Here is a 26,999-nt window from a genome sequence, read left to right on the forward strand (position 1 = left end):
TATCAAACACACCCTAAGTTTATGCACCTAAGTGATTGTCAGCGCCTTTGCTATCAATGAACTCATTTACCTGCGCCAAGCGCTCAGGCGTTCCAACATCTATCCAATTGTCCGTGATAACCTCAGCAGTAATTTGAAACTTTATCATCGCTTGCTTGAGCAGCGGCGCCAATGCAGCTGGCTGACCGGATACCAATCCATCCACCAATCTAGGTGACACTACACTGATACCAGCAAAGGTATATTTGTCTGCCTTGCCAATTGCCTGCTCACTGGCCAGACCGTTATTGAGCGCAAAATCGCCACTATCATTGTGCTCTGGATTGTCAATCAATAATAAATGCGCACGTTGATCGGCACTCAGCGTATAGTCTCGCAACTGGGTAAAATCATAAGTCGTCCACACATCGGAGTTGACTAAAATAAACGGTTCATCACGCAGCTTTCCCGTTTGTAACGCTTGAAAGATACCGCCTGCCGTCTCAAGAGGCTCATCACCTTCAACAGACCAATGCAATGTGACTCCGTACTCTGTGCCATCACCCAATGTATCCATTAACTGATCAGCAAGCCATGAGGCATTGATAGCAATATCAGTAATGCCGGCGGCACATAATGCTTTGATATGCCATACAATAAGTGGCTGTCCACCAACTTCTACCAAGGGCTTTGGGGTTTCAAGGGTTAATGGACGCAGACGCGTGCCTTTGCCAGCAGCCAAAATCATGGCTTGTGTAATCTTAGACGTAGACATGGCTATGTACGCTCCTTTTAATCGTATTATTTAAGTTCTTGATAGTGGGGTTTATACTGAAACGAATTTATCCTGATAAGCAGGTAGTACAGCGCTTTCTAGCCATTGATTAAAAGGTTTGACCGCTTGCTTTATCTCATCATTACCTTGTTCAGCAAGCCAATTTAATTCAATAAGCAGATCACGCATGACTTTGGGAATATCAGCCAAATAGCGGTCTTTACCATCACGCTCAGATAAGCGGATAAAAATCCCCAATACTTTTAAATGTCGCTGTACACCCATTACATTCATATCATTCTCAAGCTGCGCTAAATTATCTGCCGTGGTCAGATCAGCTTGCTTTTGTAATTGCCAAAAATCATTAATCCATTCAGATATTTGACTCTCTGGCCATTCAACATAAGCATCACGCACCAATGATACCAAGTCATAAGTGTACGACCCTATGACCGCGTCTTGAAAATCAATCACACCTAAGCGCGAGCTATCCGCTTGGTCTAACATAAGATTGCGGCTGTGATAATCACGATGAACGATAACTTGTGGCTGTAGCAAAACCTCTTTTATCAATGCCGCTTTTAGATGACTCCATAACGTTTGATCAAGTGCCACACCGATGTAGGGTATAAACCAGTCACTGAACAAATCCATTTCACGATCCAATAGCGCGGTGTCGTAATTTGGCAATTGATGTTGCGATTTTGCCGCGTCAACGGGAACGGTTTGTAGCGCCACCAATGTCTGCATGGCCAACTGATAATGCGCATGTACCTGAACGGGCGTGGCCTCAACGAGCAAATGAGCAAATTCTACCGTACCAAAATCCTGCAATACCAAAAAACCCTTGTCCACATCTTGGGCAATAAGGGTGGGTACATTGACAGCTGGTGACATCAGTTTGGCAACATTAATGAACTGACGCATGGCATCTTGTTCGTCAGCAGAATCCATCACAATGTAACGCGATTCCCCTGCATTGCCATTTCCTGCCAACTGGAGACGATGATATTGACGAGCACTGGCGTCACCCGGCAAGCTATCGAGCGTAAATGCTTTGCCTGCAAATACTTGCTGTAACCAGCGATCTAATTGCTCTAATCGATTTTCTGTATGGTTTTGGGTCATATTGGACTCTAAAATTATTTGGTCAGTCATAAATGGCATCGCAGGTTAAATATCAGTCGTAAACAATTAAAGTAGTGATAAGTCAGGCAAATACTTGCTAAAATAGTAGCGTCTTAAGCCCTAGTAGCTGCTATAAATAGTCGTATTGATATCTCATTCAATATATAGTGCTAAGCATCATTTCAATACTCATTTAAAAAACGGCTTGGCTATATTATAAATTTTGGTAAATAGTGTAGCTGATTTGGTTTTTTTTGACTATGATTAGTCGTCATTATATGTAAAACACCCAAACTCTTGAGATTACATTCTCAGTTAGTGACTTTTTAGTCTTTTATTGATGGCTATGATACCGTTAAATAATATGGCTACTAAACTCAATATCGCAATCCAATAGGCTCTGCAATCATAGGTGTGCCCTTGTTATATTCTCCGCTTTACCAAAGCATTCGTTTAATCTTATTTGGTGCTTTAGGCTTATCCAGCCTAACTGTCAGTGCTGCACTCAGTAATGCTGAGCCACAACAAACAGAATCACCTATCACTGGTAGTAGTGCTAACTCTTATGCTTCTGACATAGCTAGTAGTGCCTATGCCGATAGCGTGAGTGTCAATCACAATGGTACTTATCCAAAGGCAGAGCCAGCGACTCTATCGGGCATCGATAGTACCCCTATAGCGAGCAACTTAAATGATTTAGAGAGCTTAGACAACAGAGCTGCGGACAACCGCCCTCTAAATATCACTGATATTAATGACAGCCGTCCTACAGCGGCGGCTCAATCCTCAAATACTATCAATAACAGTTCAGTAGCGAGCGATGAAAGTATTCAAGACAGTCTGATGCGTTTGGCAGAATTTTATGAGCTGACGCCAGATACTAAAACACCAATATTGGACAGTGCTGATAGTATTAACGCTGATAGTAGCAACGCTGAACAAAGTAATAGTGACAATGCTCTGGCGTCTGCACCGCAAACTATCCCAAAAGTGGGTAAGAATTTACAACTACTCCCTAGCGCAGTAGACAGCGCACAACGCTGTGAAGGTCAATGGGTATATCCAAAGAGCAATCCTAATTATCAACGCGCTGTGAACGAGGCTGGAGCAGCGAATGGCCAGCCAGCGCCTAACCTAAATGGCATTCCGAACAATCAAGCGCCTCTGTTTACAGAATCAGACTATGGTTATTACGACAACGTTGATTATGCTGAGCTGTCAGGCAATGTCATTATTAATCAAGGCACTCAGCATATAGCAGCAGAAAGAGTTTTGCTCGATTTGAGCAGTGGGGTCGCGGCGGCTCAAGGCAATGTTATGTTTACTGACCAAGCGACCGGTCAGCGAAGACAATCTAATAGCACCTCGAACCGTTCTCTAAACACGGCGAAAACCAGCCTCAGTGATCAAGCGTCCCAAGGTGGACTTATCGGCGTCGCTGATAGCTTGAATTATAATACCGAGACTGGACAATCAACGGCCACCGATGTGGCTTTTGCGAGTGTGGAACTGCAAGCACATGGCTATGCCAAACGCTTAAACAAACCTAATGACAGTCAGTATGAGTTAGATGAGGTGATGTTTAGTACTTGCCCACCTACAAATCGCAAATGGCAATTTGATGCAAAAAGCATTGATTTAGATACCGATACAGGTCGCGGTGAAGCCTATAACACCACCTTCCGTATCGCCGATGTACCCGTGTTTTATTTGCCTTATTTTAACTTCCCGATTGACAGTCGTCGCAGCAGCGGCTTTTTATTACCGAGTGCCAGTATTGGTAGTGAGAGCGGACTTGAACTTGACGTGCCTTATTATTTCAATTTAGCACCCAATTATGATGCCACACTTAATACCCATATTTATACTGATCGTAATCCTATGGTTTCGGGTGAATTCCGCTACCTGACCGAAAACTATGGCGAAGGTATTTTTAACGGCTCATATTTGCCCAATGATAAAGAATACAACGATGAAGATCGCACCAGCTTCTTCTATGATCATTATTGGTCATCCAGCAGCATTCCACGCCTGAGCGGTGACGCCAAATACAGCTATGTGTCAGATTCAGACTATCTCAATGATTTTGATACGTTGGGTTTATCAGACAGCACCATAAACTTACCGCGCCGTGCTCGGGTTAACTACTATAATGATTACGTTGACGGTGAATTAAAAGTAGAGACTTTCCAAACGCTAGACGCTTTTACCGATAGTGGCCAGCCATTAGAAGACAAAGACAAGCCTTATTCACGATTGCCACAGCTCAAACTTGATTATCGACTGCCATGGGCAAAAAACTTCGATATCACTGGTGTAAGTGATTCTGCTTATTTCAAAAAATCGATCGATGATGGGTCTGAAAACGAAAAAAGTGGCGCCCGTATTTATAATAAATTAAGCGCTGTTTATCCAATCGAAAAATCATGGGGTTATATTAAGCCCAAGTTAAGCTTGCAACATCTTTATACTTCATATGATGAAGATAGCTTGGCCGATAATCAGCTCAGTGATGAAGATGGTAGCCAGTCAGTATTTGTGCCGCAAGCCAGCATTGATGCAGGGCTGAACTTTTATCAAGCAGGTTCACCTTTTGGTGCGTTTGACGATACCATGGGTGGCTATCAATTGCTGAGTCCGCGATTGAAATACACTTACTCGCCTTACAAAGACCAAAACGAGCTTCCTAACTTTAACACGCGTATTGCCTCTATCAATTACGAGCAACTATTTTCAGACAGCTGGTTCTTAGGTCATGATCGCTTGCAGGATCTGCATTCATTTACTCCTGGTATCAATTATCGTTACATCGACGCAACGGGTGTGACACGTTTTGATGGTAGCATTGCGGAGCAATTTTATATCGATGAAGGACGTGTCACACTTGACGATGAGCAATCTGTCTTTAACTCTTCTTCTTCGGGAATGGTTTGGGATACCAGCACGCAGCCTTACAATAATTTTTGGGTTGATGTCAGTGGTGCACTTACCAACAGTTATGATTTGAATTACATTACCACTGAGCTTCGATATCAGCCGTCAGACAATAGCTTATTTAATGTTGGGTTCGTTAAGCGTCAACGTGACGAAAACACCAATCAGCTACCGCTTTCAGCTTTTACAGCCTCTGCGGTCTTTCCGATCAATAACAATTGGCGAGTATTGGCTCAAGGTCAATATGATTATAATCGTGATAAAATGCTTGATTCGTTGGTCGGCGTTGACTATGAAGACTGTTGTTTTGGTTTTGCAGTTTATGGCCGTCGTTACTATAATGATCTAAACGTCAAAGACAAACCGACACAAGCGATCATGGCAGAGATTAGATTGAATGGACTTGGCAGCGGTAGCAGTCGCCTAACACGCTTACTCTCTGATAAAGTTCTAGGCTTTGAACCTGTCCAGACTGCATGGAAAGATTAATAAATTATCGTTCAGCCAAATTAGAGTATGATTTGCCTAGATATTTAAAAAACATTTTTATAACCCTATTATGGACAACCCTGTCTAATATTTGACTTTTAAAAGTATGGGATAGAGTTAACCGACTACCATCCGATGCGATGACATTGATGAGGAGCATCATGAGATTTTTTTCTTTACGTCAGATTAGCCGCGCTGTACTGCTGTCTACGAGTGCCAGTGTTGCACTTACATTGAGCGCCCAAGCTGCCACTGTCAATGCAGCAGCACAAGCGACGCCTGCTGCTAATCAAAGTAGCGTCAATCGTTTGACACCAGCCAATAGCACAGATGGTATTATTGCCTTGGTCAATGAAAACGCGATTTTGAAAAGCGAATTGGTCGCTGCTATCACGCAAACTCAAGCACGCGCACAAGCTGCTGGCGAGCCTGTGGCTAACTCAGCTCAATTACAATCTGAAGTCTTAAATGCACTTATTCTCCGTGAGCTACAGCTCTCCATGGTCAAACGTGTCGGTCTGAACCCTGATGAGGCAGCCATTAATCAGCGCCTTGGTCAAATCGCGCAGGCAGAAGGACTTAGTAGCATTTCAGCATTACAGCAACGTCTTGACGCAGCACAACCTGGCAGCTATGCCGCTCTTCGCGCGCAATTGATCGAAGATGCCGCTATCCAAGCTCTACAACAACGCCAAATCACCAATCGGGTACGTATTAGTGAGCAAGATATTGATGCGTTTTTGGCCTCACCTGAAGCCAAGCGTCTGAACCAAAGTGAATATCAAACGATTCACGTGCGAGTTCCTTACATCGATGACTACAGCCGTCTGTCAGAAGCTCAACGTGCAGAAGCGCTGAAGGTAGCAGAAGCGTTGCGTACTCGCCTGCTCGCACCCAATGTTGATGTTGCTGAAGCCGTTGCTGCCAGTCAAGGCAACTATCCTATCCCACTACAAGGTGGCGACATGGGCTTTCATAAAGCAGCTACCCTACCTACAGAGCTGTCAAGTGAGATTACCAAGCTTGAGGTCGGCGCTGTCAGCGCACCGTTAGTAACCCCTGAAGGTATCGATATTATTAAGCTGGCTAATAAAAATTCCAGTGACACCGTATTGATACCGCAGTGGAATACTCGTCATATATTAATTAAGGTCGATGAACTACAGACAGATGCACTTGCTGAGCAAAAGATCAATGACTTGTATGAGCAATTACGTAGTGGCGCTGATTTTGCTGGTTTAGCATCAACTTATTCAGATGATCCAGGCTCAGCAGGTCGCGGTGGTGATCTTGATTGGGTAAGTGAAGACGATATGATCGGGCCGTTCGAAACCGTCATGAAAAACACAGCGGTTGGTGACTATTCTGCTCCTTTTAAAACACAGTTTGGCTGGCATATCCTAAAAGTCGATGGCAAACGTCAGCAAGATGTGAGTGACCAGTATCGCCGTAATATGGCGCGTCAAGCACTATATCAACGTCTAGCACCGCAAGCCAGAGAAGATTGGCTACAAGAGCTACGAGCAGGCGCTTATATCCAAGTACTGGGTTAGTCTATTTCTGCACGTCATATTTGATTAAAAAAAGGATATCTGTTGATGCAGGTATCCTTTTTTATTTAGGTTAGGCATTTACCCACAAAGAAAAGCCCCGAACCTAGGGCGATTGGTTCGGGGCTATGGGGCTTCATATTGTTATTATTATTTCTTCCATGTTGACTCATCCTAAGTCATAAACAGTAACCTATAAAACAGCGGGCTGACCTGAATTTTACGATACTGTCTCAACACTGCATCCTTGCATGTCCTTGTGTTGATGGATGTATTGTAGGTCAATCAGTTTCAATCGACTAGAGGCCAAAGACCTTATTTAACGTAAGCATATGCTTACGTCCTAGTCTATAGTCTCACTACATTATAATATAGTCGATACTGAACAAAGTGGATGCGAGACATGATGATACGGGGCTGGGATAAGAGGTAAGATTGCACCCTGTTAACACGTACTTCTACGCTCTTCTGCATGCTCCTTTGAAACTTTTTCCCCTTCTTTTTTACCTTCTTCTATTTTCTTATCTGTTTCTTTGACATCTTCTGCTTCTGCCTTCGGTGCATTTTGCTCTTGTTTACTGGTTTCTTCTGGCTCATATTGCAAAGTTGTCATGACAGGAAAATGATCGGAACCGACTGAAGGCATACGTCGAATATCAACCACGGTAAAGCAAGCACTATGAAAAATATGATCCAAAGCCCAACGCAAAAACGGATAATCGACATGGAACGTATTGATAAAATGCCGACCAATACGTGGGTCTAATAATCCCGATATTCGTTGAAAACGCCTAGTCGTTTTTGACCATGCCACATCATTGAGATCACCTGCCAATATGGCCGTTTGCTCATTTTCTTTGATATGTTTTCCAACCGTAAGTAGTTCGGCATCGCGAGTGGTCGATTTGTCTGCTTCCGTTGGGCTTGGCGGCATAGGATGCAAACAATATAACCAAATGACGCGACCACTTTGTAAACGCAGCTGTGTGTGAATAGAAGGTATGTCGTCAATCATTAAGTACTTAACTTCAGGATCAATCAGTTCAAGCTTAGAATATAAATGCATGCCATACAAATTATCCAGCGGTACTTTTACCGTATAAGGATAATCAGTCTCAATTTCATTTAGGGCTTTTTCCCATTTTTGATCACTTTCTAGTGTAATCAAAATATCAGGCTGTCTGTGCTTAACGAGATCAATCAGTTTGTGAGTGTCATCATTGGGCGTCAAAACATTTGAAACCATGATCTTGAGCTGGTGCGCTTGTCCTTCTAGCAAATCTTTTGCCTGTTGTACTTCTTTTTTCCATAGCTTGGTATAAGGCAGTACCATTCTCAGTTGAAATGCTAACGTAATACTTAATGCCACAAATAACAGCCATTGACCTAGCTGCCACTCTGACCAAAACGCCAACATGCCAATACAAGCAATGACGCCCAGCACCATTATCTGAATGCGTGGAAACTCAACACCACGTACCCACCAATTATCAAGTGGTAGCCAGCCCCAAATTGTCACAAATGCGATGAACCCTGCTAGCCACTGGACGCTGGCATATAATAGTGAGAGATCCATAATATGTATTAACCGTTTATTAAAATGAGGACTGCATTAATGATACTGATCATCAATACAATAACAAAAATCTGCATAGCGTTGACTAAATTGCCATAAGTGCTTACTTTAGCATTTCGTAAGATTATCGCCTAATAGTGAGACTTAATAATGTGACGACTGCCATAAAACGTTACAATTTTATGCCACTTGCGATGGTAAACATGGCACAGCAAGTGGCTTGCTGTTATGAAATCTCACAAAGTATCCAAACAAAAATAAATATCGACTTTACAATAATAACTTAAAGTTATAATAAACACAGGTAATAGTGTCTAAAAAACGTCTAAAAATTGCCAAAACGCCTTGCTTTTTGTAGCCATTCACGGCATTGTTATCGGCTGGCAATGCAATAAATAATGATAACTAGGATTAAACTTCATGAGTAATTTGACAGTAGGTTTGGTAGGTTGGCGCGGTATGGTCGGGTCAGTATTGATACAACGTATGACTGAAGAAAAAGACTTTGATGGTATTACGCCTGTGTTTTTTTCTACCAGCAATGCAGGTGGTGATGCACCAAGTTTTGATGGTATTAAAACCAGCCAATTAAAAGACGCTCATGATATTGACACCCTAGCAACCTGTGATGTGATCATTACCTGCCAAGGGGGCGACTATACGTCAAGAGTACATCAGCCGTTACGTGATAGCGGCTGGACTGGCTATTGGATTGATGCGGCCAGTACATTACGCATGGAAAACGACAGCATCATTATTCTTGATCCAGTCAACCGTGCTGTCATTGATAGCGCCCTAGCCAATGGTCAAAAGGACTTTATTGGTGGTAACTGTACGGTATCACTCATGCTAATGGCGATTGGCGAGCTGTTCAATAAAGGCTGGGTAGAATGGGTCAGCGCGATGACCTATCAAGCTGCAAGTGGCTCTGGCGCAAACAATATGCGCGAGCTAATCAATGGGATGGGTGTCTTGCATGATGCTGTTCAAGACGAGTTGGCCAACCCTGCTAGCGCCATCCTCGATATCGACAAAAAAATTGCTCAGACTCAACGTTCAGATGACTTTCCTACACAGTATTTCGGCGTGCCTTTGGCTGGTAGCTTGATTCCTTATATCGACGCCCAGCTAGAAAACAAGCAGTCACGTGAAGAGTGGAAAGGCGGTGTTGAAACCAATAAAATCCTTGGTAATTCTGAAGCCAATAATGTGCCAATTGATGGCATGTGTGTCCGCATTGGGGCGATGCGCTGCCATGCTCAAGGTCTGACCATCAAACTCAAAAAAGATATCCCATTAGAAGAGATTGAAGCCGCTCTTAAAAACAGCGGTAACGAATGGTTAGATTTGGTCGAAGACGATAAAGAAGCCACCATCAACCGCTTAACGCCAGTGGCAGTAACGGGTACGCTAACGGTCGCATTAGGTCGTTTACGTAAACTGAATATGGGGCCTGAATATCTAGGTGCATTTACCGTTGGTGACCAACTATTATGGGGTGCCGCTGAACCCTTACGCCGTATGCTCAATATCATCCGTGAACAAAAAAACTGAATCAAAGTTTTTTAAGATCTAATATAAAAAAGACAGCGATTGCTGTCTTTTTTTATGCCGTTGGTGAAATAGAGAGGACAGGAAAAATACAGTGAGTATGGTATCTTTGGGTCTTTTAATGGCCGTAGCTCTGCTTAAATGATTGACCATTCAAAGTAAAATCCCATCAAATGGTTATAGTGCTGCCATACGAACATACATATCCAAAAAAACAGCGAACAATGCTATAATTAGCGCCATTTTCATAGCTTAAATAGCGGTTATCATATGCAATTTGTCTTACATAAAACAGCCAGTGGCGAAACGCGTGCACGCCGTGGCACGGTTCATCTCAATCATGGCGACGTACAAACACCTGCGTTTATGCCTGTCGGTACTTACGGTACGGTCAAAGGTATGCTGCCACGTGATATCGAGGCCATCGGGGCAGACATCATTTTGGGCAATACCTTTCATTTATGGCTGCGTCCTGGTACAGAGGTTATCGATAAATTTGGTGGTCTACACAAGTTTATGCATTGGGATAAGCCTATTTTAACCGACTCAGGTGGTTTTCAAGTATTTAGTCTTGGTGCGATGCGCAAAATTACCGAGGAAGGCGTCGATTTTAAATCTCCTATTGATGGCGCCAAAGTTTTTCTATCGCCAGAAAAATCTATGCAGATACAGTATAGTTTGAATTCCGACATTGTCATGCAGTTCGATGAGTGTACGCCTTACCCTGCGACTCATGATGAAGCAAAAGCATCTTTAGAACTGTCATTACGTTGGGGTCAGCGCTGCGTTGATGAGCATAACAGACTGGGCAGCACCAATGCCCTGTTTGGTATTATTCAAGGCAGTATGTACGCTGATTTGCGCAAGCAATCACTCGATGGTTTGCTCAAGATTGGTTTTGATGGTTATGCCATCGGTGGCTTATCCGTTGGCGAACCAAAAGATGAGATGATGGATGTCTTAGATTATATGCCACATGCGATGCCAGCAGACAAACCGCGCTATTTGATGGGTGTGGGCAAGCCTGAAGATATCGTTGAAGCAGTGCGCCGCGGTGTGGATATGTTTGATTGTGTGATGCCAACTCGTAATGCGCGTAATGGTCATTATTTCGTCACAGGCGATACGGACAATGCGGGCGTGGTACGTATCCGCAATAGCCAATATCGCAATGATGACGGCCCTTTAGATCCAGAGTGCGATTGCTATACGTGCCAGAACTTTAGCCGTGCTTATCTATATCATCTGAATAAATGTAAAGAGATGCTGGGTGCTCAATTGGCGACTATCCATAATTTGCGCTACTACCAGCGTTTGATGCAAGGTATTAGAGATGCGATTGAGCAAGATAACTTTGACGAATTTGTAAACGAGTTTTATAGTAAACGAGGACAAACAACGCCTGAGCTAAAATTACGTTAGGCTTTGTTAATTGCCTTTTTTATTTAGATTATTTAAACATAAAAATACCAGTCAGTTTTCACTGACTGGTATTTTTTATGGTCGTTAAAACCTTCACTACTCTAAAGTTTTTAAAAGACTCATGCTTTGAAACTTAAAAGTTATCATCCGGTACTTGATCCATTGGGATATCAGGATTGTTTCGCAGATGTATAATGGCAGAAATCAAGCCACCCCATATAAGTACCATTGAGATAATCATAAAAATAATCGCTGAAGTGCTCATAATAAATTCCTATTGAAATGTTAACCTATCTGCTAACTATTTAGTTTGCTGGCTAGCGTGCATTTTCAATTGCACGGGCTTTATCATCTTCATCATCATGAATACCTTTCATACGACTTAATATGAAAGCTCCTAAGCCAAAGAATACGACAACACCCCAACCAAACAGTAATAAAATAGTGGAAGAGTAACCTTCATAAGGTGTTTTAACTAAGTCAATAAACTTAAGACCCAAGGCGATAGTAAGCACGGTTGGCGTAATAACGGTCAACATAAATATCCAAGCACCGCCTAACTTAACACTAGAAATACGATTGCTATGCGCTAGTAGGCTTGGAATTTTATGACGATTAAACCAAGTAACCAAAATAATTGACATCAAACCACCAGCAACGATACCGATGTTATTAGCAAAGTGATCAATGACATCTACGAGTACCAATGAGCTACCCGTCGAGAAAGCAGCAATAGATATAACCGCACATACGCCGCATATGATAGCAACTGCTTTTTTGCGCGACCAATCGAACTTACTTTGAAAAGCAGAGATAGGTACTTCCAAAATACTGATCAAAGAGCTGATACCAGCAACGACTAAAGAGCCAAAGAATAAGAAACCAACAAAATCACCACTGGCCCCCATAGTAGAGATAATCTTAGGGAAAACAAAGAATGCCAATCCAACACCGCCACTAGCGACTTCTGCGACATCTTGACCTGTCGACATTGCCATAAAACCAATCGCAGCAAAGATACCGATACCAGCAATAAGCTCAAAAGAAGAGTTAGCAAAACCTACCACTAAGCCTGCGCCCGTTAGATTGGTATTCTTTTGGAGGTATGAGGCATAAGTTACCATGATACCAAAACCTACTGAAAGTGAGAAAAACACATGGCCATAAGCTGCTAGCCAAACGTTAGGATCACTCATTTTAGTCCAATTTGGCTCAAAGAAGGCATTCAAACCAATGACCGCACCTGGTAGGGTAACGGCTTTAAATACCATGATGCCAAATAATACTAGCAATAATGGCAAACAAATTTTGTTAGCAAGTTCAACACCCTTACGGATACCGCCAAACATAATCAATATAGAAAGAGCCCAAACAATGACCAAACCTATAAACATCTGAGGTACAAACACTGAGGTTAAGTCCCCAGTATGTTTTACAAAATCACTGACGAAAAAGGTTGTAGTGTCCTCGCCCCATTTTTGACCAAACGAGAAAAACATATAACTACCGGCCCATACAATGACAGCTGCGTAGTAGATAGCAATCACAAAAGAGACGAGCGTCTGCCACCAGCCCACAAATTGACCAGAAGGTGCCAGTTTCTTATAAGCACGAGGTGCTGCAGAGCGATACTTATGCCCGATAATATAATCTAGAAATAGTAGCGGGATACCTGCAGTTAATAAAGCAATAAGATACGGCACCATAAATGCCCCACCACCATTGTCGTAAGCCACATACGGAAAACGCCATATGTTACCTAAACCGACAGCTGAACCGACAGCGGCTATAATAAATCCAGTTCTACTGGACCAATTTTCCCTTTGCTCTGCCATATGACACTCCTAAAATTCAATTATAATTCCCTTTAAGTTATCAAACTCGTCAAAAGACCAAGATAGATACTTAAAGAGACTACAAATTAGCGGTTGGTTAAAATAAGTTACTAGAATCTAACAGTATATGACTAGGAAGTTTCTGCTAAGCGACCAAAAAAGTCAAGCAGTTATAAACATAAAAAGCATAACGATTGGTTATGGCTTTTTATGTTTTGTCTTTATCTGACAAGTGGTTGCCAAATAATACTTCTATACTCTATATAAGCTGAAGTAAATCTAATCAAAATTTCAGCGCACCACACCTCGGTTACTTTTCTGTAATGAATCAATAAGTAGTTGAATCATTGGGTCTTTTGGTAGTAGCTCATTACTTAAAACTTCAAGCGCTTGCACAGTCGTCAAACCTGATCTAAAAATCGTACGGTAAGCTTGACGTAGCACATCTATCGTCTCCTTCGACCAATCTTTTCGGCGCATCCCCTCGACATTGAGACCATGAGCTTTTGCTGGATTGCCCGATACCATCGTAAAGGCGGCTACATCTTTTAAAATCAGACTGGCTCCACCGATTAAACTATAATCGTCAACGGTACAAAACTGATGAATACCTGAATTACCACCAATAATGGTATGGTTGCCAATAGTAACATGCCCTGCGACACCAACGTTGTTGGCCAATACATTATGATCGCCAATCACACAATCGTGAGCCACATGAGTGTTCACCATCAATAAATTGTGGCTGCCAATTTTGGTAAGTTCATTATCTTGGGCAGTACCACGGTGTAAGCTACAAGCCTCACGAATGGTATTATGATCACCAATCTCAAGCCATGTACGCTCACCAGCATATTTCAGATCTTGTGGATCTTCACCAACACTTGCAAACTGATATAACTGATTGTGTTGACCAATACGAGTCAACTTGGTCACGACCACATGCCGGTGCAACACCGTATGCGCGCCAATCGAGACCTCATCACCAACGATACAATATGGGCCAATGATGGCAGTCTCATCAATCTGAGCGGACGGTGAGATGAGTGCTGTTGGATGTATCTGACTCATAATGTAGGCCTTTGTATCATCTGATGCGAATAAATAGTAAAACAAATACAGCAAATTTAGCCTTATTAAACAACATAAGGGTAATTCTGCTGTTAAACATGATTATTGATTATAATTTTCACTGCCCACTTTAATATAAGGCTTCGGTCAACTATGGATATAGTGACAGCAAGTGAATGCTATTGTTCTTGACGGGCAATCATTATCTGAGCACTAGCAGCAAGCTCGTCTTCGACATGCACTGTACAATCAAATTTATAAATCCCATGTTTTTGCATGACTGTTTTGGCACGAATAATCAGTTGATCTCCGGGAATCACTCGGCGTTTAAAACGAACCTTATCAACGCCTGCAAACAGATATAGATAGCCATCTTCTGCCGTCAGCCCTGCGCTAATAAATCCAAGCACACCTGACACTTGCGCCATCGACTCTACCATCAATACACCTGGCATAATCGGCTCATCAGGAAAGTGCCCATTAAAAAACTCTTCATTGATAGTCACGTTCTTAATACCCGTAATACACTCTCCGGGCGTGCAATCAATAATCTTGTCTACCAGCAAAAAAGGATAGCGGTGTGGCAAATAATGCTTAAGGGTATGATAGGTTAATGGCAGCGTGAGACCTTGCTCAGCCAAGCTGTTAACATTTTTATCAGTTTGGGTATCTATATCGTTACTGCTCATAATGGAACTTCCTTGCTATGTTTTGAATCTTTATGGCTTATTTTTTGTATTTGCGCAATCAATCACGACCAAGCTGACGAAAACGTACTGCGGCACGTCGCCAGTTAGCGGTTGGCATGGCAGCCGTTCCAGAAGAATACGAACCAGCCGTTTTGATGGATTTGGTTACCATTGTCATTCCGGATAAAGTGACATCATCTGTGATTTCGATGTGGCCTGTAATACCGACAGCGCCACCAATAATACAACGCTTGCCTATACTGGTACTACCAGCTATGGCTGTTTGGGCAGCAATGGCAGTACCATCACCGATACGCACGTTGTGGGCAATTTGTACTAAATTATCAATGATAACATGATTACCGATGACCGTATCATCGATGGCACCGCGGTCTATACAGGTTTGGCTACCAATTCGTACATGATCGCCAATCACTACTCGTCCTAGCTGAGCAATGCGCTCCCAGCCAGTGGCACTAGGATCTCTGGTTGGGGCAAAACCAAAGCCTTCTGCACCAACACTGACACCCGCATGTAACCTCACATGGCTACCAATGACGCTATCATGACCAATAACGACTTGTGATTTGATAACACAATCATGGCCGATATCAGCATTTGCTTCAACCACCACATGAGCATAAAGTGAGCTGCGTGCACCAATTTGCACATGATCGCCGATCACACAAAAAGGACCAATATAAACCTGATCGCCAATAACTGCACTATCAGCAATCACAGCACTAGGGTGAATACCATTGAGCTCTGAATCCTGAGCAAAAATCTGACTGGCACTAGCATAAGCCAAATATGGACTTGCCACTACCAGCGCGACAGCTGTCTCTGGAACTTGATCCCGATAGTCCGCTGTAATCAACACTGCCCCTGCTTGACTACGCGATAAACTGGAAATATAGTGAGGATCTGCTAAAAAGCTTAATTGCTTATTATCCGCAGTGGTTAAACTACCAATACTGCTGAACTCGTGACGCAACTGTTCCGCATCGATTTCGGCCTTATTGATAATAGGCTGACGCTGTTCAATTCGAGTGATAAGTTGCTCAATCGTTATCATAGTTGCTATTAGTATTATTATAAATATTATTATGAATAAGAGGATCGCCAAGCTGAAAACTCACTTGGCGACCTACTGATATTGCACTAACGCTTCGTTCATTTAAATAATTTTGTATCGTTGATGAGAGGAACCAGAACAATTATATTAAATTAGAACGTATTACCAATTTGGAACTGTACTTTTTCGGTCTCGTCGCCTTCTTTATCACCGATAGGCATTGCATAACTGAGTGAGATTGGGCCAATAGGCGTATACCAAGTCACACCAGCACCAGCACTAAAGCGCATCTTATTGTCTTGCGTCAATAATGGCACACCCGTATCAACACCTGTATTAGGATTAACGAAAGTGCGATCTTCTTTATCAGTGGTATCAAATACCTGACCACCTTCAGCAAACAGCACTGGACGTACTTGATCCGCCCAATCGCCCTTAAACGGCATTGGTAAAATCAGCTCACTACCGAAGCTGACCAGCGCATTACCCCCAACTTCTTCTGAAGAAAATGTTTGATTGGCGGGATCATTGACGGCATCAAAATAGGCTTGTGATTTTGGTCCAAGCGTTGACGCTTCATAGCCACGCACTGAACCATAACCACCTGCATAAAAGTTTTCATAGAATGGCAAATCATTACCATAACCAAGTCTGGTATAACCGCGCGCTACCCAGTCTTTGTAAAATGGATAATAGACATTACCCTGATAAATGAGTTTCTGATAATTCGTATCACCTAGACCAATGGTCGCATCAACCTTATGGCTCATCCCTTTAGTCGGGAACACCGGACGATCTAAGGTGCTGTAATCCCAGCCAAACAGTAAATTGTAAGTTTGATAGTCATTTTTGAAGCCAGTACGACCTTCAAAATCGCCTGTGAAGTCTTCAAACGTACCACCGTCATCAATAATTTGCTGTACGTTTGATACACCGAGGAAACGGCCACCACGTACTGAGGTATTATCGACGTTTAGACCAGCGCTAACACGCTTGGTTTCATCAACAGGATAGCTGTAATTAAGCGTGGCGCCATAAGCATCCGTGACATAGTTACTCACGTTTCTATCATCGTACTTGGTTTCACGATAATAGGCGCTCAAACCTTGCGATACCCCATTTTCAGTAAAATAAGGATCGGTATATCCCAAGCTATAAGAGTCACGTGTCTCTGAGCGGGATAACGCTGCTTTGACACGGTTACCCGTACCCATAAAGTTGTTTTGGGTTAAATCTAATTGGAAGGTGACACCGCCACTTTGCGAATAGCCTGCAGCAATCGTTGAGCTACCAGAAGGCTGCTCTACAACGGTATAGCTAACATCTACTTGATCTGGCTGGTTAGGTACTGGCTTCACATCGACATTGACGGCCTTAAAAAATCCTGTGCGCATCAATCGTGTGCGTGACAACTGAATTTTTTCACTAGACGCAAGCGAGCCTTCTAGTTGACGCATCTCACGACGCAGTACTTCGTCTTGAGTTTTGATATTACCCGTAAAGTTGATACGGCGAACATAGATAGGACGTGCAGGGTCAATAAAATAATCAACTTCAACCACTTTGGTTTCATCATTGATGCGTGGCACAGGTCTGACCTGCGCTAAATAATAACCTTCATTGCCATAACGACTTTTAAGCGCGGCAGTCGTCTCATCTAGCTTGGCTTGTGAGTATTTTTCGTTCGGGGCAAAAGTGACCAGCTCTCTTAGCTCATTGGTATCAAAAGTCGGCTTACCTAAGAAATTCACTTCACCAAATTGATATTGCTCGCCTTCGGTAAGACTTACTTCGATAAAGACGCTGCTTTTATCTTCACTGATATTAAGTACGGCATTGTCTACGGCAAAACGCACATAACCATCATTTTGGTATAGTGCTTTTAAGTTTTCTAAACTAGCAGCCAACTTTTCTTTGGCATAACGATCGGACTTAGACAGCAGGCGTGTCCAAGAAGATTCTTTGACAGCAAAAACGTCTTTGATTTCTTCATCGCTAAAATAAGTGTTACCAATCACATTAATATCCACAACTTTAGCAGGCTTACCCTCAATAAAGCGGACGTCAAGCTTAACACGGTTGCCATCTAGCAGCGTTTGATCAACCTCAATATTGCTATTGTAATAGCCTTGGCTGATATACTGCTGCTGTAGCTCGTTGGCGACGCCCTGTAATGTAGCTTGCTTCAATACATTACCGACAGACAGACCTGCGTTACCCAGTCCTTGCTCAAGCCCTTCTTTTGGGATGAGTTTATTGCCTTCAAAATTTACCTCAGCGATGGTTGGGCGTTCAACGACATCAAATCGCAGTTGACCACCTTCGACACGGCTTTGAATATCGGCGAAGTTTTCGGTCGCATATAGCGCCTTAATACTGGCTGCCAAACTACTGTCATTAACCGTATCCCCTACCGAAATAGGTAGAACCGGATAGAGGCTATCGGGGGTTAGGCGTTGTAGACCATTGAAACCGATGTCAGTGACTACAAATTCTGCAGCCTGTACAGGCATACTCATCATCGCTACAACTAACGGCAACCCTGCCGCGCTCATAAATAAAGGCGTACGCATAAACACTATCCGTCAATAAAAAACTTGCTTAAGTTAAGTTAAAAAGCCCATATTGTCTAGCCCATTTCACATGGAATCTTAAATTCACGCACGGCAGACTCAGAACACTTTATATAAAATGCATCACAAAATAAACTAAAAATTACGATTAGTACAGAGTTCTTGACACAAAACACCTTGCCTACTCTGTACATAATCAGTGCCCAATAACCACGGAACCATTAGTATATCGCGCCTTGTCAATCATATCGACCAGCCCTGCATCAAAACAGACGACTAATATCATTACCAATTGCTAACACCATGAAACCTGCCAGTAAGAGTAAACCGATATTCAGACCCACCATTTGCACCCCTTCTGAGAGTGGCTTACCTCGAATCAGCTCAATAAGATGATAAACGATGTGACCCCCATCTAATACCGGAATAGGTAAAAGATTTAGGACAGCGAGACTCAGACTGATCAAGGCTGCTGTAGACAATACCATCTGCCAGCTGATATCAAAGCTTTGTTTGGCAACTTTGGCGATGGTAATTGGCCCTGATAAATTGTCCAAGCCTATCATACCTGACAGCATTTTACCCATGGAGCTTACCGTCATCACCGCTAACTGTTCGGTCTTTTCAAACGATTTAACCAGCGACTCACCCGGACCATAGACCACTGTTGTTTTATATGCATCAGGGATGACAATTTCAGACTGTGCCACCATAGCACCAATCTGTCCATAATCGTTACCTAAATTGTCTTTTTTACCTTGTGGCATGATCTGTAGCTGAACAGGCTTATCATCTCGCAACACCGTAAAATTAAGCAAAACTTCAGGGTTATCACGGATAATACGCGTGGCACTGATCCAGTCGCTGATTTCTTCCCCATTGATAGCAGTAATGCGATCACCCTCTTTTAAACCTTGGCGACTGGCCGCGCCATCAGGCGTCAGATTACCCACTACTGGAGCAATTTGCGGCTGCCACGGTAGCATACCAAAGCTGGTCAACGCGTCTTTACCTTGTGCCGCGCCTTGCATAAATTGCTGCACTGGTGCTTGATAAGTTTTGGCCAAGTTTTCACTTTGTCCGTCCGACTGCATGGTAATACTGACATTATCTGTCTCCCCCATACGTCCAGCAAGACGATAATTGATACCTTCCCACGTCTCTACTTTATGGCCATCAATGGCAACGATTTTATCACCAACTGGCAACTGCGCTATTGCGGCTGGCGTATCAGGTAACACTTGCCCAATTTTAGTCGCCAGCTGCTCTGATGGGGTCATAAACAATACCCAAAATAGCGCAATAGCAATGACAAAGTTCATGATAGGACCGGCCGCGACAATCGCAATTTTCTTGAGCGGATGCTGATGATTAAAGGCTAGATGCCGCTCATTTTCTGCCACATTCCCTTCACGCTCATCGAGCATTTTGACATACCCACCCAGTGGCAGTGCTGAAATACGATAATCGATGCCGCTTTTTTTACTGGTCCAACCAAAAAGCTTGGGACCAAAACCGATAGAGTAAGTTAACACTTTAACGCCGCAGAGTCTCGCCACAATATAATGACCCCACTCGTGTAGGGCAATGAGCGGACCTAAGACAAATATTGCCGCAAGGAGCGTTAATAAAAACGTCATGATCTTTTCTCGGTTAAGTTACTCTTGATACAATTACGATAGCTTTTTGACGAGCGTCTCGGTGTGACGGCGTGCTATTTGGTCAATAGCCAATATATCTTCTATATCAGCCCGCTCATTTAATAAAGGTACTTGTATCTCAGTCAATGTTTGTTCATTGATATCAGCAATATCCGTTAGACGGATTTTTCTATCCAAGAACGCAGCAACTGCAATTTCATTAGAAGCGTTTAGCACAATAGTCGCCTGCGTACCTGCTTGCATCGCTTGACGAGCAAGACGTAGGCAAGCAAATTTTTGCAAATCAGGCTCAATAAACTCCAATCCACTTAGCGCATACAAATCTAATGGCTGCGAGCCACTATCAATACGATTGGGATAACTGAGTGCATGGGCGATCGGGGTTTTCATATCCGGACTGCCCAACTGCGCTAAAAAACTGCCATCGCTATATTCTACCATCGAGTGGATGATGCTTTGTGGATGAATCACCACATTTATTTTATCTTCAGGCAAATCAAATAGATGACAGGCTTCTATTAACTCAAGACCTTTATTCATCATCGTGGCAGAGTCGACCGATATCTTTTGACCCATTGACCAATTTGGGTGTTTGACCGCTTCAGCGATACTTGCTTGCTGCATCTGCTCAAACGATTGCTGCAAAAACGGGCCACCAGACGCGGTCAACCATAATCTACGTACACCGTGGTCTGGCTGATGAATCTGGGTGTTGTCTTGTTGAATAGCCAGTGGCAGACACTGAAAAATGGCATTGTGCTCAGAGTCGAGCGGTAGCAAAGTCGCGTTATGCGTTTTGACCGCACTAATCATTACTTGCCCTGCCATCACCAGCGCTTCTTTGTTAGCCAATAAAATACGTTTGCCTGCACGAGCGGCGGCTAAGGTTGACGGTAGACCTGCTGCGCCCACAATGGCCGCAACCACCGTATCGGTTTGCGAATCAGTAGCAATATCTACTAGCCCTGCCTCGCCCCCTACCACATCAATATTAAGACCAGCCGCCATAAGACGCTGAGCAAAATCATCGACTGCTGCCGTCGGTACGCTGACACGCTTAGGCAAAAACTGCCCGCAGAGCGCAAATAACTTATCTAAACGGTGATAGCCTGACAAAGCGTAGACTTCATAATGGTGTGGTTGCGCTGCTAAAATAGCCAACGTGCTATCACCAATCGAGCCTGTCGCGCCTAATACGGCGATGCGTTGCGTCATAACCATCGTTGCCTATCAATAATACTGCGAAAAATAAAAGAAAAAACCAAGAAAACATGGTAAACATTCAAACTAGTAAATTATGGAAGCCAATAGACCATAAAAGCTAATAGATATGGCAGCAAAGTAACGCCTTTACTAACCTACAGTTAACCCACTATTAGAATGAGTAAGCACATTCATTTTGTAAATTTATACTACTATTAAACCCAGCTGCTGAATCACCCAAAAACCAAGCGCAAATATTGGTGTGGCAGACAATAACGAATCAATACGATCAAGGACACCGCCATGCCCTGGTAAGATAGTGCCTGAGTCTTTTACAAGAGCGCGGCGTTTAAGCATTGACTCAAACAAATCACCAAGTACGGACGCCAAAATCGTCAAAGCTGATAACGAGACAAATGCAATCAATGGCAAACCCGTTAATTGCAGCTTAAACACGCTAATAGCAATGACGACCAGCAAACCGGTGACTAAGCCACCAACCAGCCCTTCTACACTCTTATTAGGTGAGACATTCGGTGCCATTTTGTGACGACCGAGCTTACGCCCAACAAAATAAGCCCCACTATCTGTACACCACACCAATAAGAACACATAAAACAACCACCATGCTGACAGTTGCCATAAGTAAAACATCGCGGTAATGGATGCAATCAATATCACAGCACCCATCAATGCCAATTTTTTACCATACCAATTGGTGTGAGTTGGAAAAACTCTCACCCAAGACAATGCCATCAACCATATTACTAATGAAGCTACCCACCAAAACAGCCAAGTTACTTTAAATATAAGTGATACCAATGTCAGTACCAAGACCAACAAGACAAACAGCGCAGGCTGCCGCCATTTTGGCATCAGCTTTGTCCATTCGTGAGCAGAAATAATGACGCCAATCGCTAAAAGCGGTGCAAATAAGATAGGGGTTTGGCTCGCAAACATTGCAATACCAACGATAATAACGAGAATAATTGCCGTCTTAATTCGTTGCCACATACTTATTGAGCCTTATACTTATAATAATAAAAAATGCATGGTCAAAAAGTGCATTATAGCAGTTAATCTACAATCACATTCTAGGGCATGTCCTCATAGCAACTAACACTCATTAAAACGGTTTATTATTTCATAAACAAGCACTATTAACTACTGATAGAATATTAGCTTTGTAGGATACTACGCAAACCCTTTAAAAAAGCCTATTAAACAATCAATATCCTAACGAAATTGTTGCTCCGTCACGACCTGTTCGCTGGTTTTACCAAAGCGGCGTTGACGCTGGGCAAACTCCGTTACCATCATTGCCAGCTCACCTGCGGCAAAATCCGGCCATAGCGTTTGGGTAAAAAATAGCTCTGCATAAGCGGCCTGCCACAATAAAAAATTAGAAAGTCGATACTCACCGCCCGTACGTATCAACATATCTACTGCGGGTACATCGGCCAGCTGAACGTACTCACCAAGCAGCTCTGTATTGACATCTTCAGCACGCAACTGACCTGCCTGTACTTGCTGCGCCAACTGTTTTGCAGCATGCGCAATGTCCCACTGTCCACCATAACTGATGGCGATCACTAGCGTCATGGCCTCAAACGTTGCAGTTTTTGCTTCGGCATCTGCCATTAATGTTTGTAAATCAGCGCTAAGATGACTGCGATCACCGATAAAACGTAAGCGAATACGGTACTCATTCATGCGCGGCATTTGCTCATTGATAGTCAATGCCAACAATTGCATCAATAACGTGACCTCAGTGGGTGGACGTTGCCAATTTTCACTAGAAAAAGCAAATACTGTCAATACTTCAATCCCTGTCTCGACACAATACTCGACAATAGGATCTAACGCCTCTTTGCCAGCTACATGCCCTTGGCCTTTGCCCAAATTATGGGCTTTACCATAGCGATTATTACCATCCATGATAATGGCAATATGGCGCGGAAGAATAGTAGAAGGGGCTGACATAGACATAGGTAAACTTACTTATTGTTAAGGTAAAATAATAATAGCCTGTAATAGATCAGTTACAAAGTATAGATCATATAATTCACAAACTTATCACAAATCGGACTTTTTGTAGTTTGCGAAACATAGGCTATCAAATATCATTGATACCATTATCGAAAATTTGAGTAGCAAGAAAAGAGAGTGTCAGTTCTATAGCTAGCGGCACTTTATTTATTGTGTAGTAAATTAACTATGTCGCACCAGTTGACATAATAATAAGCAGCCAATAGCGATAACGCATTGGCTGCTTAACTTTAAAAAAGGAAGCTCAATTGGTTGTGCTATAAATAACACCAAACTAATAGTTAAACATCCATTAAATCACTTTCTTTTTTACTCAGACGGCTATCAATAGTCTCAATATATTTGTCAGTAATTTTTTGAATATCATCACTGGCACGGCGTTCGTCATCTTCTGAGATTTCTTTTTCTTTCGCCAGATCCTTGATGTCATTCATCATATCACGGCGGATATTACGAATAGATACGCGGCTGCTCTCAGCTTCCCCGCGGGCAAGTTTTTGCATGTCGCGGCGTGTTTCTTCTGTCAAGGCTGGCATCGGCACACGAATCACGTCAGCTGTCATTGGGTTCAGACCTAAATCTGCTTCGCGAATGGCTTTATCGATCGCTTGCACCATGGTACGATCAAATGGCTGTACCAGTAGTGTACGCGAGTCTTCAACGTTCACACTAGCCACTTGGTTCAGCTGTGTCGGAGAACCATAGTAGCTAACCATTACGCCTGACAACATACCTGGATGCGCACGACCTGTACGAACTTTACTAAAAGTACTCTCAAGCGCTTCCAAGGTTTTTTGCATGCGCGCTTCGCCGTCTTGCTTAATTTCTTTGATCATTATGTGTCCTTATTTATCGCTACCGACAAATCGTTCATTATTGTTGGTTATAAAAAATTATTAAGGGATATATCGCTATCTTAGGGCGTATCATCAATTAATGATAAACGCGCGTGCCTTCATTTTCACCCATAATGACATTTAATAACGCATTGGGTTTGGTCATATCAAACACTTGTAGCGGGACGTTGTGCTCACGGCATAGCGCAATAGCGGTTAGATCCATGACGCCAAGCTTTTGTTCTAACACTTCATCAAATGTCAAGCCATCGTATTTGACCGCATCGGAATGTAGACTTGGGTCTTTGTCATAAACGCCATCAACTTTGGTCGCTTTTAAAATCAAGCCTGCTTCGATTTCGATACCGCGCAAACAGGCAGCGGTGTCTGTGGTAAAAAACGGATTGCCAGTGCCAGCGACAAAAATACAAACTTCACCGTTTTTGAGATAGCGAATCGCATTACGGCTGCTATAGCTTTCGGTGACTTCGCCGATGGGTAATGCTGACATCAAGCGCGTTTTAATATTGCGGCGCTCAAGGGCATCACGCATCGCAAGTCCATTCATGACCGTCGCGAGCATACCCATCTGATCACCAGTGACACGGCCAACCAAGCCTTCTTTTTGTAATTGAGCACCGCGATACAAGTTACCACCCCCAACGACGATACCTACCTGCACGCCCAGTCCACGCAAGTGAGCGATAGACAAGCTCATCTTATCAAGTACTTCGGTATCAATACCCATGTCTTTACCTCCAGCTAAAGCTTCACCAGAGAGTTTCAACAAGATACGAGAGTAACGCGGGTTTTTGTCAGACATGAGGTCACCTTGTTAGCATTAAATTATAATTACAGTCATTAGTAAAATACAAATTGGTAAAATACAAATAGCGCTTGCCCAGCGCGCCATACTTAATGCTGGGTGTGTTTGAAAGGCTAAATTGCGCTAATTGTAGCAAAAACTGCCCGCTCTTGGGCAATTTTCACTTGTATATTACATGGATTTTTATCCTTTATAGCTGGCAAATAAATCATATTCGCTAGCATCATCAATCGTCACCGTCAAAAACTGCCCGACTTTTACTTGAGCATTAATCTCATCGACATAAACACGACCGTCAATCTCTGGCGCATCCGCATAGCTACGACAAATCGCAATATTCTCATCGCTATCAATGTCGTCGACCAACACCATTAAGGTCTTGCCAACTTTTTCTTGTAGTTTTTGTGCCGATATGTCTTGCTGTAGCGCCATCAAACGCTCATAGCGTTCTTGCTTAATATTCTCAGGGACGTGATTTGGCAAGTCATTGGCGACCGCGCCTTCAACTTCTGAATAAGTAAATGCGCCAACGCGATCAAGACGCGCTTCAACCAACCAATCGAGCAAACACTGAAAATCTTCTTCGGTCTCACCTGGGAAACCGACGACGAAGGTCGAGCGAATGACGATATCAGGGCAAATCTCACGCCACGCTTTAATACGTGCCAGCGTGTTTTCGCTATGCGCAGGACGTTTCATGGCTTTTAAGATGCTATGACTGGCATGCTGAAAAGGTATGTCTAAATAAGGCAGTAGCTTTTTTTCGCCCATGAGTTCAACGACTTTATCGACATGCGGATATGGGTAAACGTAATGCAAACGTACCCAAATACCTAAGTCATTCAACGCTTGGCACATGTCATAAAATTTTGATTTAAGCGGCATACCGTTCCAAAAACTGGTCTTATATTTCAAATCCAGTCCATACGCAGAAGTATCTTGGGATATAATCAGCAACTCTTTTACGCCTGCGTTTTTGAGCGCCATCGCTTCATTCATTACGCTATCAATCGGACGCGAGACCAAGTCACCACGTAAGCTTGGAATGATGCAGAAAGTACAACGATGGTTACAGCCTTCAGAGATTTTAAGATAAGCATAATGACTTGGGGTCAATTTGATACCCGCCTCATTAATCAAATCTATTTTTGGGTCGTAATTGGCATCCAAACTACGATTTGGTCTCGGCACATGCTGCGCAACCGCTCTAATCACTTCGTCATAAGCATGAGCGCCCGTCACTGCTAGCACTGCCGGATGCATTTCACGGATTTTCTCAGCTTCTTTACCCAAACAGCCAGTAACAATCACTTTGCCGTTTTTACTAATGGCCTCACCAATCGCGTCAAGCGACTCTTGTACCGCTGACTCAATAAAGCCGCATGTATTGACCACAACAAGATCTGCCCCTTCATAATCACTGGCCACTTGATAACCATCACGGCTAAGCTCTGTGATAATACGCTCACTATCTACCAGTGCTTTTGGACAACCTAGCGACACGAAACCAATCTTTGGTGCCGCACTGACTGGCGCATTGGCAGTCGCTAACGTTGCATCGCTACTTTGTTCGATACTACGGTTTTGATTGTGGTTGGCTTTATGATGGTAGGGTTGGCTACTGCTACTGTCTGATAATCCTTGCTCTTGTGCCATAATTGGTTTGGCAGGATTAAAAATAGTGGCTGTGTTCTTAGGGGCATCTTTAGATAAGGTAGAAGCTGACTGTGAGGTCATCGTAGTCGTATTCATCGACTCGGTAGAAGTTTTGGGCATG

The 26,999-nt window shown here is 43.1% G+C and carries 20 protein-coding genes; 4 read left to right on the forward strand and 16 right to left on the reverse strand.

The window, feature by feature from the left end; genetic code table 11:
- Positions 1–19: 19 nt before the first annotated feature.
- The gene (gene murU / locus M917_RS11490) at positions 20–754 is read right to left on the reverse strand and encodes an N-acetylmuramate alpha-1-phosphate uridylyltransferase MurU (protein WP_021815025.1); all 735 of its coding nucleotides are present in this window, start codon (positions 752–754) and stop codon (positions 20–22) included.
- A 51-nt stretch (positions 755–805) separates the two neighbouring features.
- Positions 806–1,921: an aminoglycoside phosphotransferase family protein gene (locus M917_RS11495; RefSeq protein WP_021815026.1), complete on the reverse strand. Its 1,116-nt coding sequence runs from the start codon at positions 1,919–1,921 to the stop codon at positions 806–808.
- 381 nt (positions 1,922–2,302) lie between these two features.
- Between M917_RS11495 and M917_RS11500 the strand changes: the two genes are divergently transcribed.
- Both M917_RS11500 and M917_RS11505 read left to right on the forward strand, forming a co-directional pair.
- Positions 2,303–5,305, forward strand: a complete 3,003-nt coding sequence (locus M917_RS11500; RefSeq protein ID WP_021815027.1) for an LPS-assembly protein LptD — start codon at positions 2,303–2,305, stop codon at positions 5,303–5,305.
- Between the two features lie 161 nt (positions 5,306–5,466).
- On the forward strand, positions 5,467–6,858 hold the full coding sequence (locus tag M917_RS11505) for a peptidylprolyl isomerase (protein WP_021815028.1): 1,392 nt from the start codon (positions 5,467–5,469) through the stop codon (positions 6,856–6,858).
- A 442-nt stretch (positions 6,859–7,300) separates the two neighbouring features.
- Here M917_RS11505 and M917_RS11510 read toward each other — a convergent pair whose 3' ends face one another.
- Positions 7,301–8,431, reverse strand: a complete 1,131-nt coding sequence (locus tag M917_RS11510; RefSeq protein WP_021815029.1) for an endonuclease/exonuclease/phosphatase family protein — start codon at positions 8,429–8,431, stop codon at positions 7,301–7,303.
- Positions 8,432–8,860: 429 nt separating this feature from the next.
- Here M917_RS11510 and asd point away from each other — a divergent pair, with 429 nt between their 5' ends.
- The gene (gene asd, locus M917_RS11515; protein ID WP_264629466.1) at positions 8,861–9,985 is read left to right on the forward strand and encodes an aspartate-semialdehyde dehydrogenase; all 1,125 of its coding nucleotides are present in this window, start codon (positions 8,861–8,863) and stop codon (positions 9,983–9,985) included.
- Positions 9,986–10,252: 267 nt separating this feature from the next.
- Positions 10,253–11,404 carry a tRNA guanosine(34) transglycosylase Tgt gene (tgt, locus tag M917_RS11520; RefSeq protein WP_021815033.1) on the forward strand — a complete coding sequence of 384 codons (1,152 nt, stop codon included), beginning with the start codon at positions 10,253–10,255 and terminating at the stop codon, positions 11,402–11,404.
- A gap of 133 nt (positions 11,405–11,537) precedes the next feature.
- Here tgt and M917_RS14065 read toward each other — a convergent pair whose 3' ends face one another.
- The 13 genes from M917_RS14065 to rimO all read right to left on the reverse strand — a co-directional run bounded on the left by M917_RS14065 (position 11,538) and on the right by rimO (position 26,998).
- Positions 11,538–11,669 carry a methionine/alanine import family NSS transporter small subunit gene (locus M917_RS14065; RefSeq protein WP_021815034.1) on the reverse strand — a complete coding sequence of 44 codons (132 nt, stop codon included), beginning with the start codon at positions 11,667–11,669 and terminating at the stop codon, positions 11,538–11,540.
- Between the two features lie 52 nt (positions 11,670–11,721).
- Positions 11,722–13,239, reverse strand: a complete 1,518-nt coding sequence (locus M917_RS11525; RefSeq protein ID WP_021815035.1) for a sodium-dependent transporter — start codon at positions 13,237–13,239, stop codon at positions 11,722–11,724.
- Positions 13,240–13,530: 291 nt separating this feature from the next.
- Complete coding sequence (gene lpxA, locus M917_RS11530) at positions 13,531–14,310, reverse strand: acyl-ACP--UDP-N-acetylglucosamine O-acyltransferase (RefSeq protein WP_021815036.1); 780 nt, start codon at positions 14,308–14,310, stop codon at positions 13,531–13,533.
- Positions 14,311–14,489: 179 nt separating this feature from the next.
- A complete protein-coding gene (gene fabZ, locus M917_RS11535; protein WP_021815037.1) occupies positions 14,490–14,999 on the reverse strand; it encodes a 3-hydroxyacyl-ACP dehydratase FabZ in 510 nt (169 codons plus the stop codon).
- Positions 15,000–15,057: 58 nt separating this feature from the next.
- A complete protein-coding gene (lpxD, locus tag M917_RS11540; RefSeq protein WP_021815038.1) occupies positions 15,058–16,074 on the reverse strand; it encodes a UDP-3-O-(3-hydroxymyristoyl)glucosamine N-acyltransferase in 1,017 nt (338 codons plus the stop codon).
- Positions 16,075–16,226: 152 nt separating this feature from the next.
- Positions 16,227–18,647: an outer membrane protein assembly factor BamA gene (gene bamA, locus M917_RS11545; protein ID WP_021815039.1), complete on the reverse strand. Its 2,421-nt coding sequence runs from the start codon at positions 18,645–18,647 to the stop codon at positions 16,227–16,229.
- 263 nt (positions 18,648–18,910) lie between these two features.
- Entirely contained in the window at positions 18,911–20,287 is a 1,377-nt protein-coding gene (rseP, locus tag M917_RS11550) for an RIP metalloprotease RseP (protein WP_021815040.1), read from the reverse strand.
- A 33-nt stretch (positions 20,288–20,320) separates the two neighbouring features.
- Complete coding sequence (gene ispC, locus M917_RS11555; protein WP_040642667.1) at positions 20,321–21,529, reverse strand: 1-deoxy-D-xylulose-5-phosphate reductoisomerase; 1,209 nt, start codon at positions 21,527–21,529, stop codon at positions 20,321–20,323.
- Between the two features lie 186 nt (positions 21,530–21,715).
- A complete protein-coding gene (locus M917_RS11560; protein ID WP_021815042.1) occupies positions 21,716–22,525 on the reverse strand; it encodes a phosphatidate cytidylyltransferase in 810 nt (269 codons plus the stop codon).
- Between the two features lie 222 nt (positions 22,526–22,747).
- Entirely contained in the window at positions 22,748–23,500 is a 753-nt protein-coding gene (uppS, locus tag M917_RS11565) for a polyprenyl diphosphate synthase (RefSeq protein WP_021815043.1), read from the reverse strand.
- A 341-nt stretch (positions 23,501–23,841) separates the two neighbouring features.
- Positions 23,842–24,396, reverse strand: a complete 555-nt coding sequence (frr, locus tag M917_RS11570) for a ribosome recycling factor (protein WP_021815044.1) — start codon at positions 24,394–24,396, stop codon at positions 23,842–23,844.
- A gap of 97 nt (positions 24,397–24,493) precedes the next feature.
- On the reverse strand, positions 24,494–25,219 hold the full coding sequence (gene pyrH, locus M917_RS11575; RefSeq protein WP_021815045.1) for a UMP kinase: 726 nt from the start codon (positions 25,217–25,219) through the stop codon (positions 24,494–24,496).
- Between the two features lie 186 nt (positions 25,220–25,405).
- Positions 25,406–26,998 (reverse strand): 30S ribosomal protein S12 methylthiotransferase RimO, encoded by a 1,593-nt coding sequence (gene rimO / locus M917_RS11580; protein ID WP_021815046.1) that lies wholly within the window; start codon positions 26,996–26,998, stop codon positions 25,406–25,408.
- Position 26,999 lies beyond the last annotated feature (1 nt).

It is taken from the genome of Psychrobacter aquaticus CMS 56 (assembly GCF_000471625.1).
GTDB lineage: Bacteria > Pseudomonadota > Gammaproteobacteria > Pseudomonadales > Moraxellaceae > Psychrobacter > Psychrobacter aquaticus.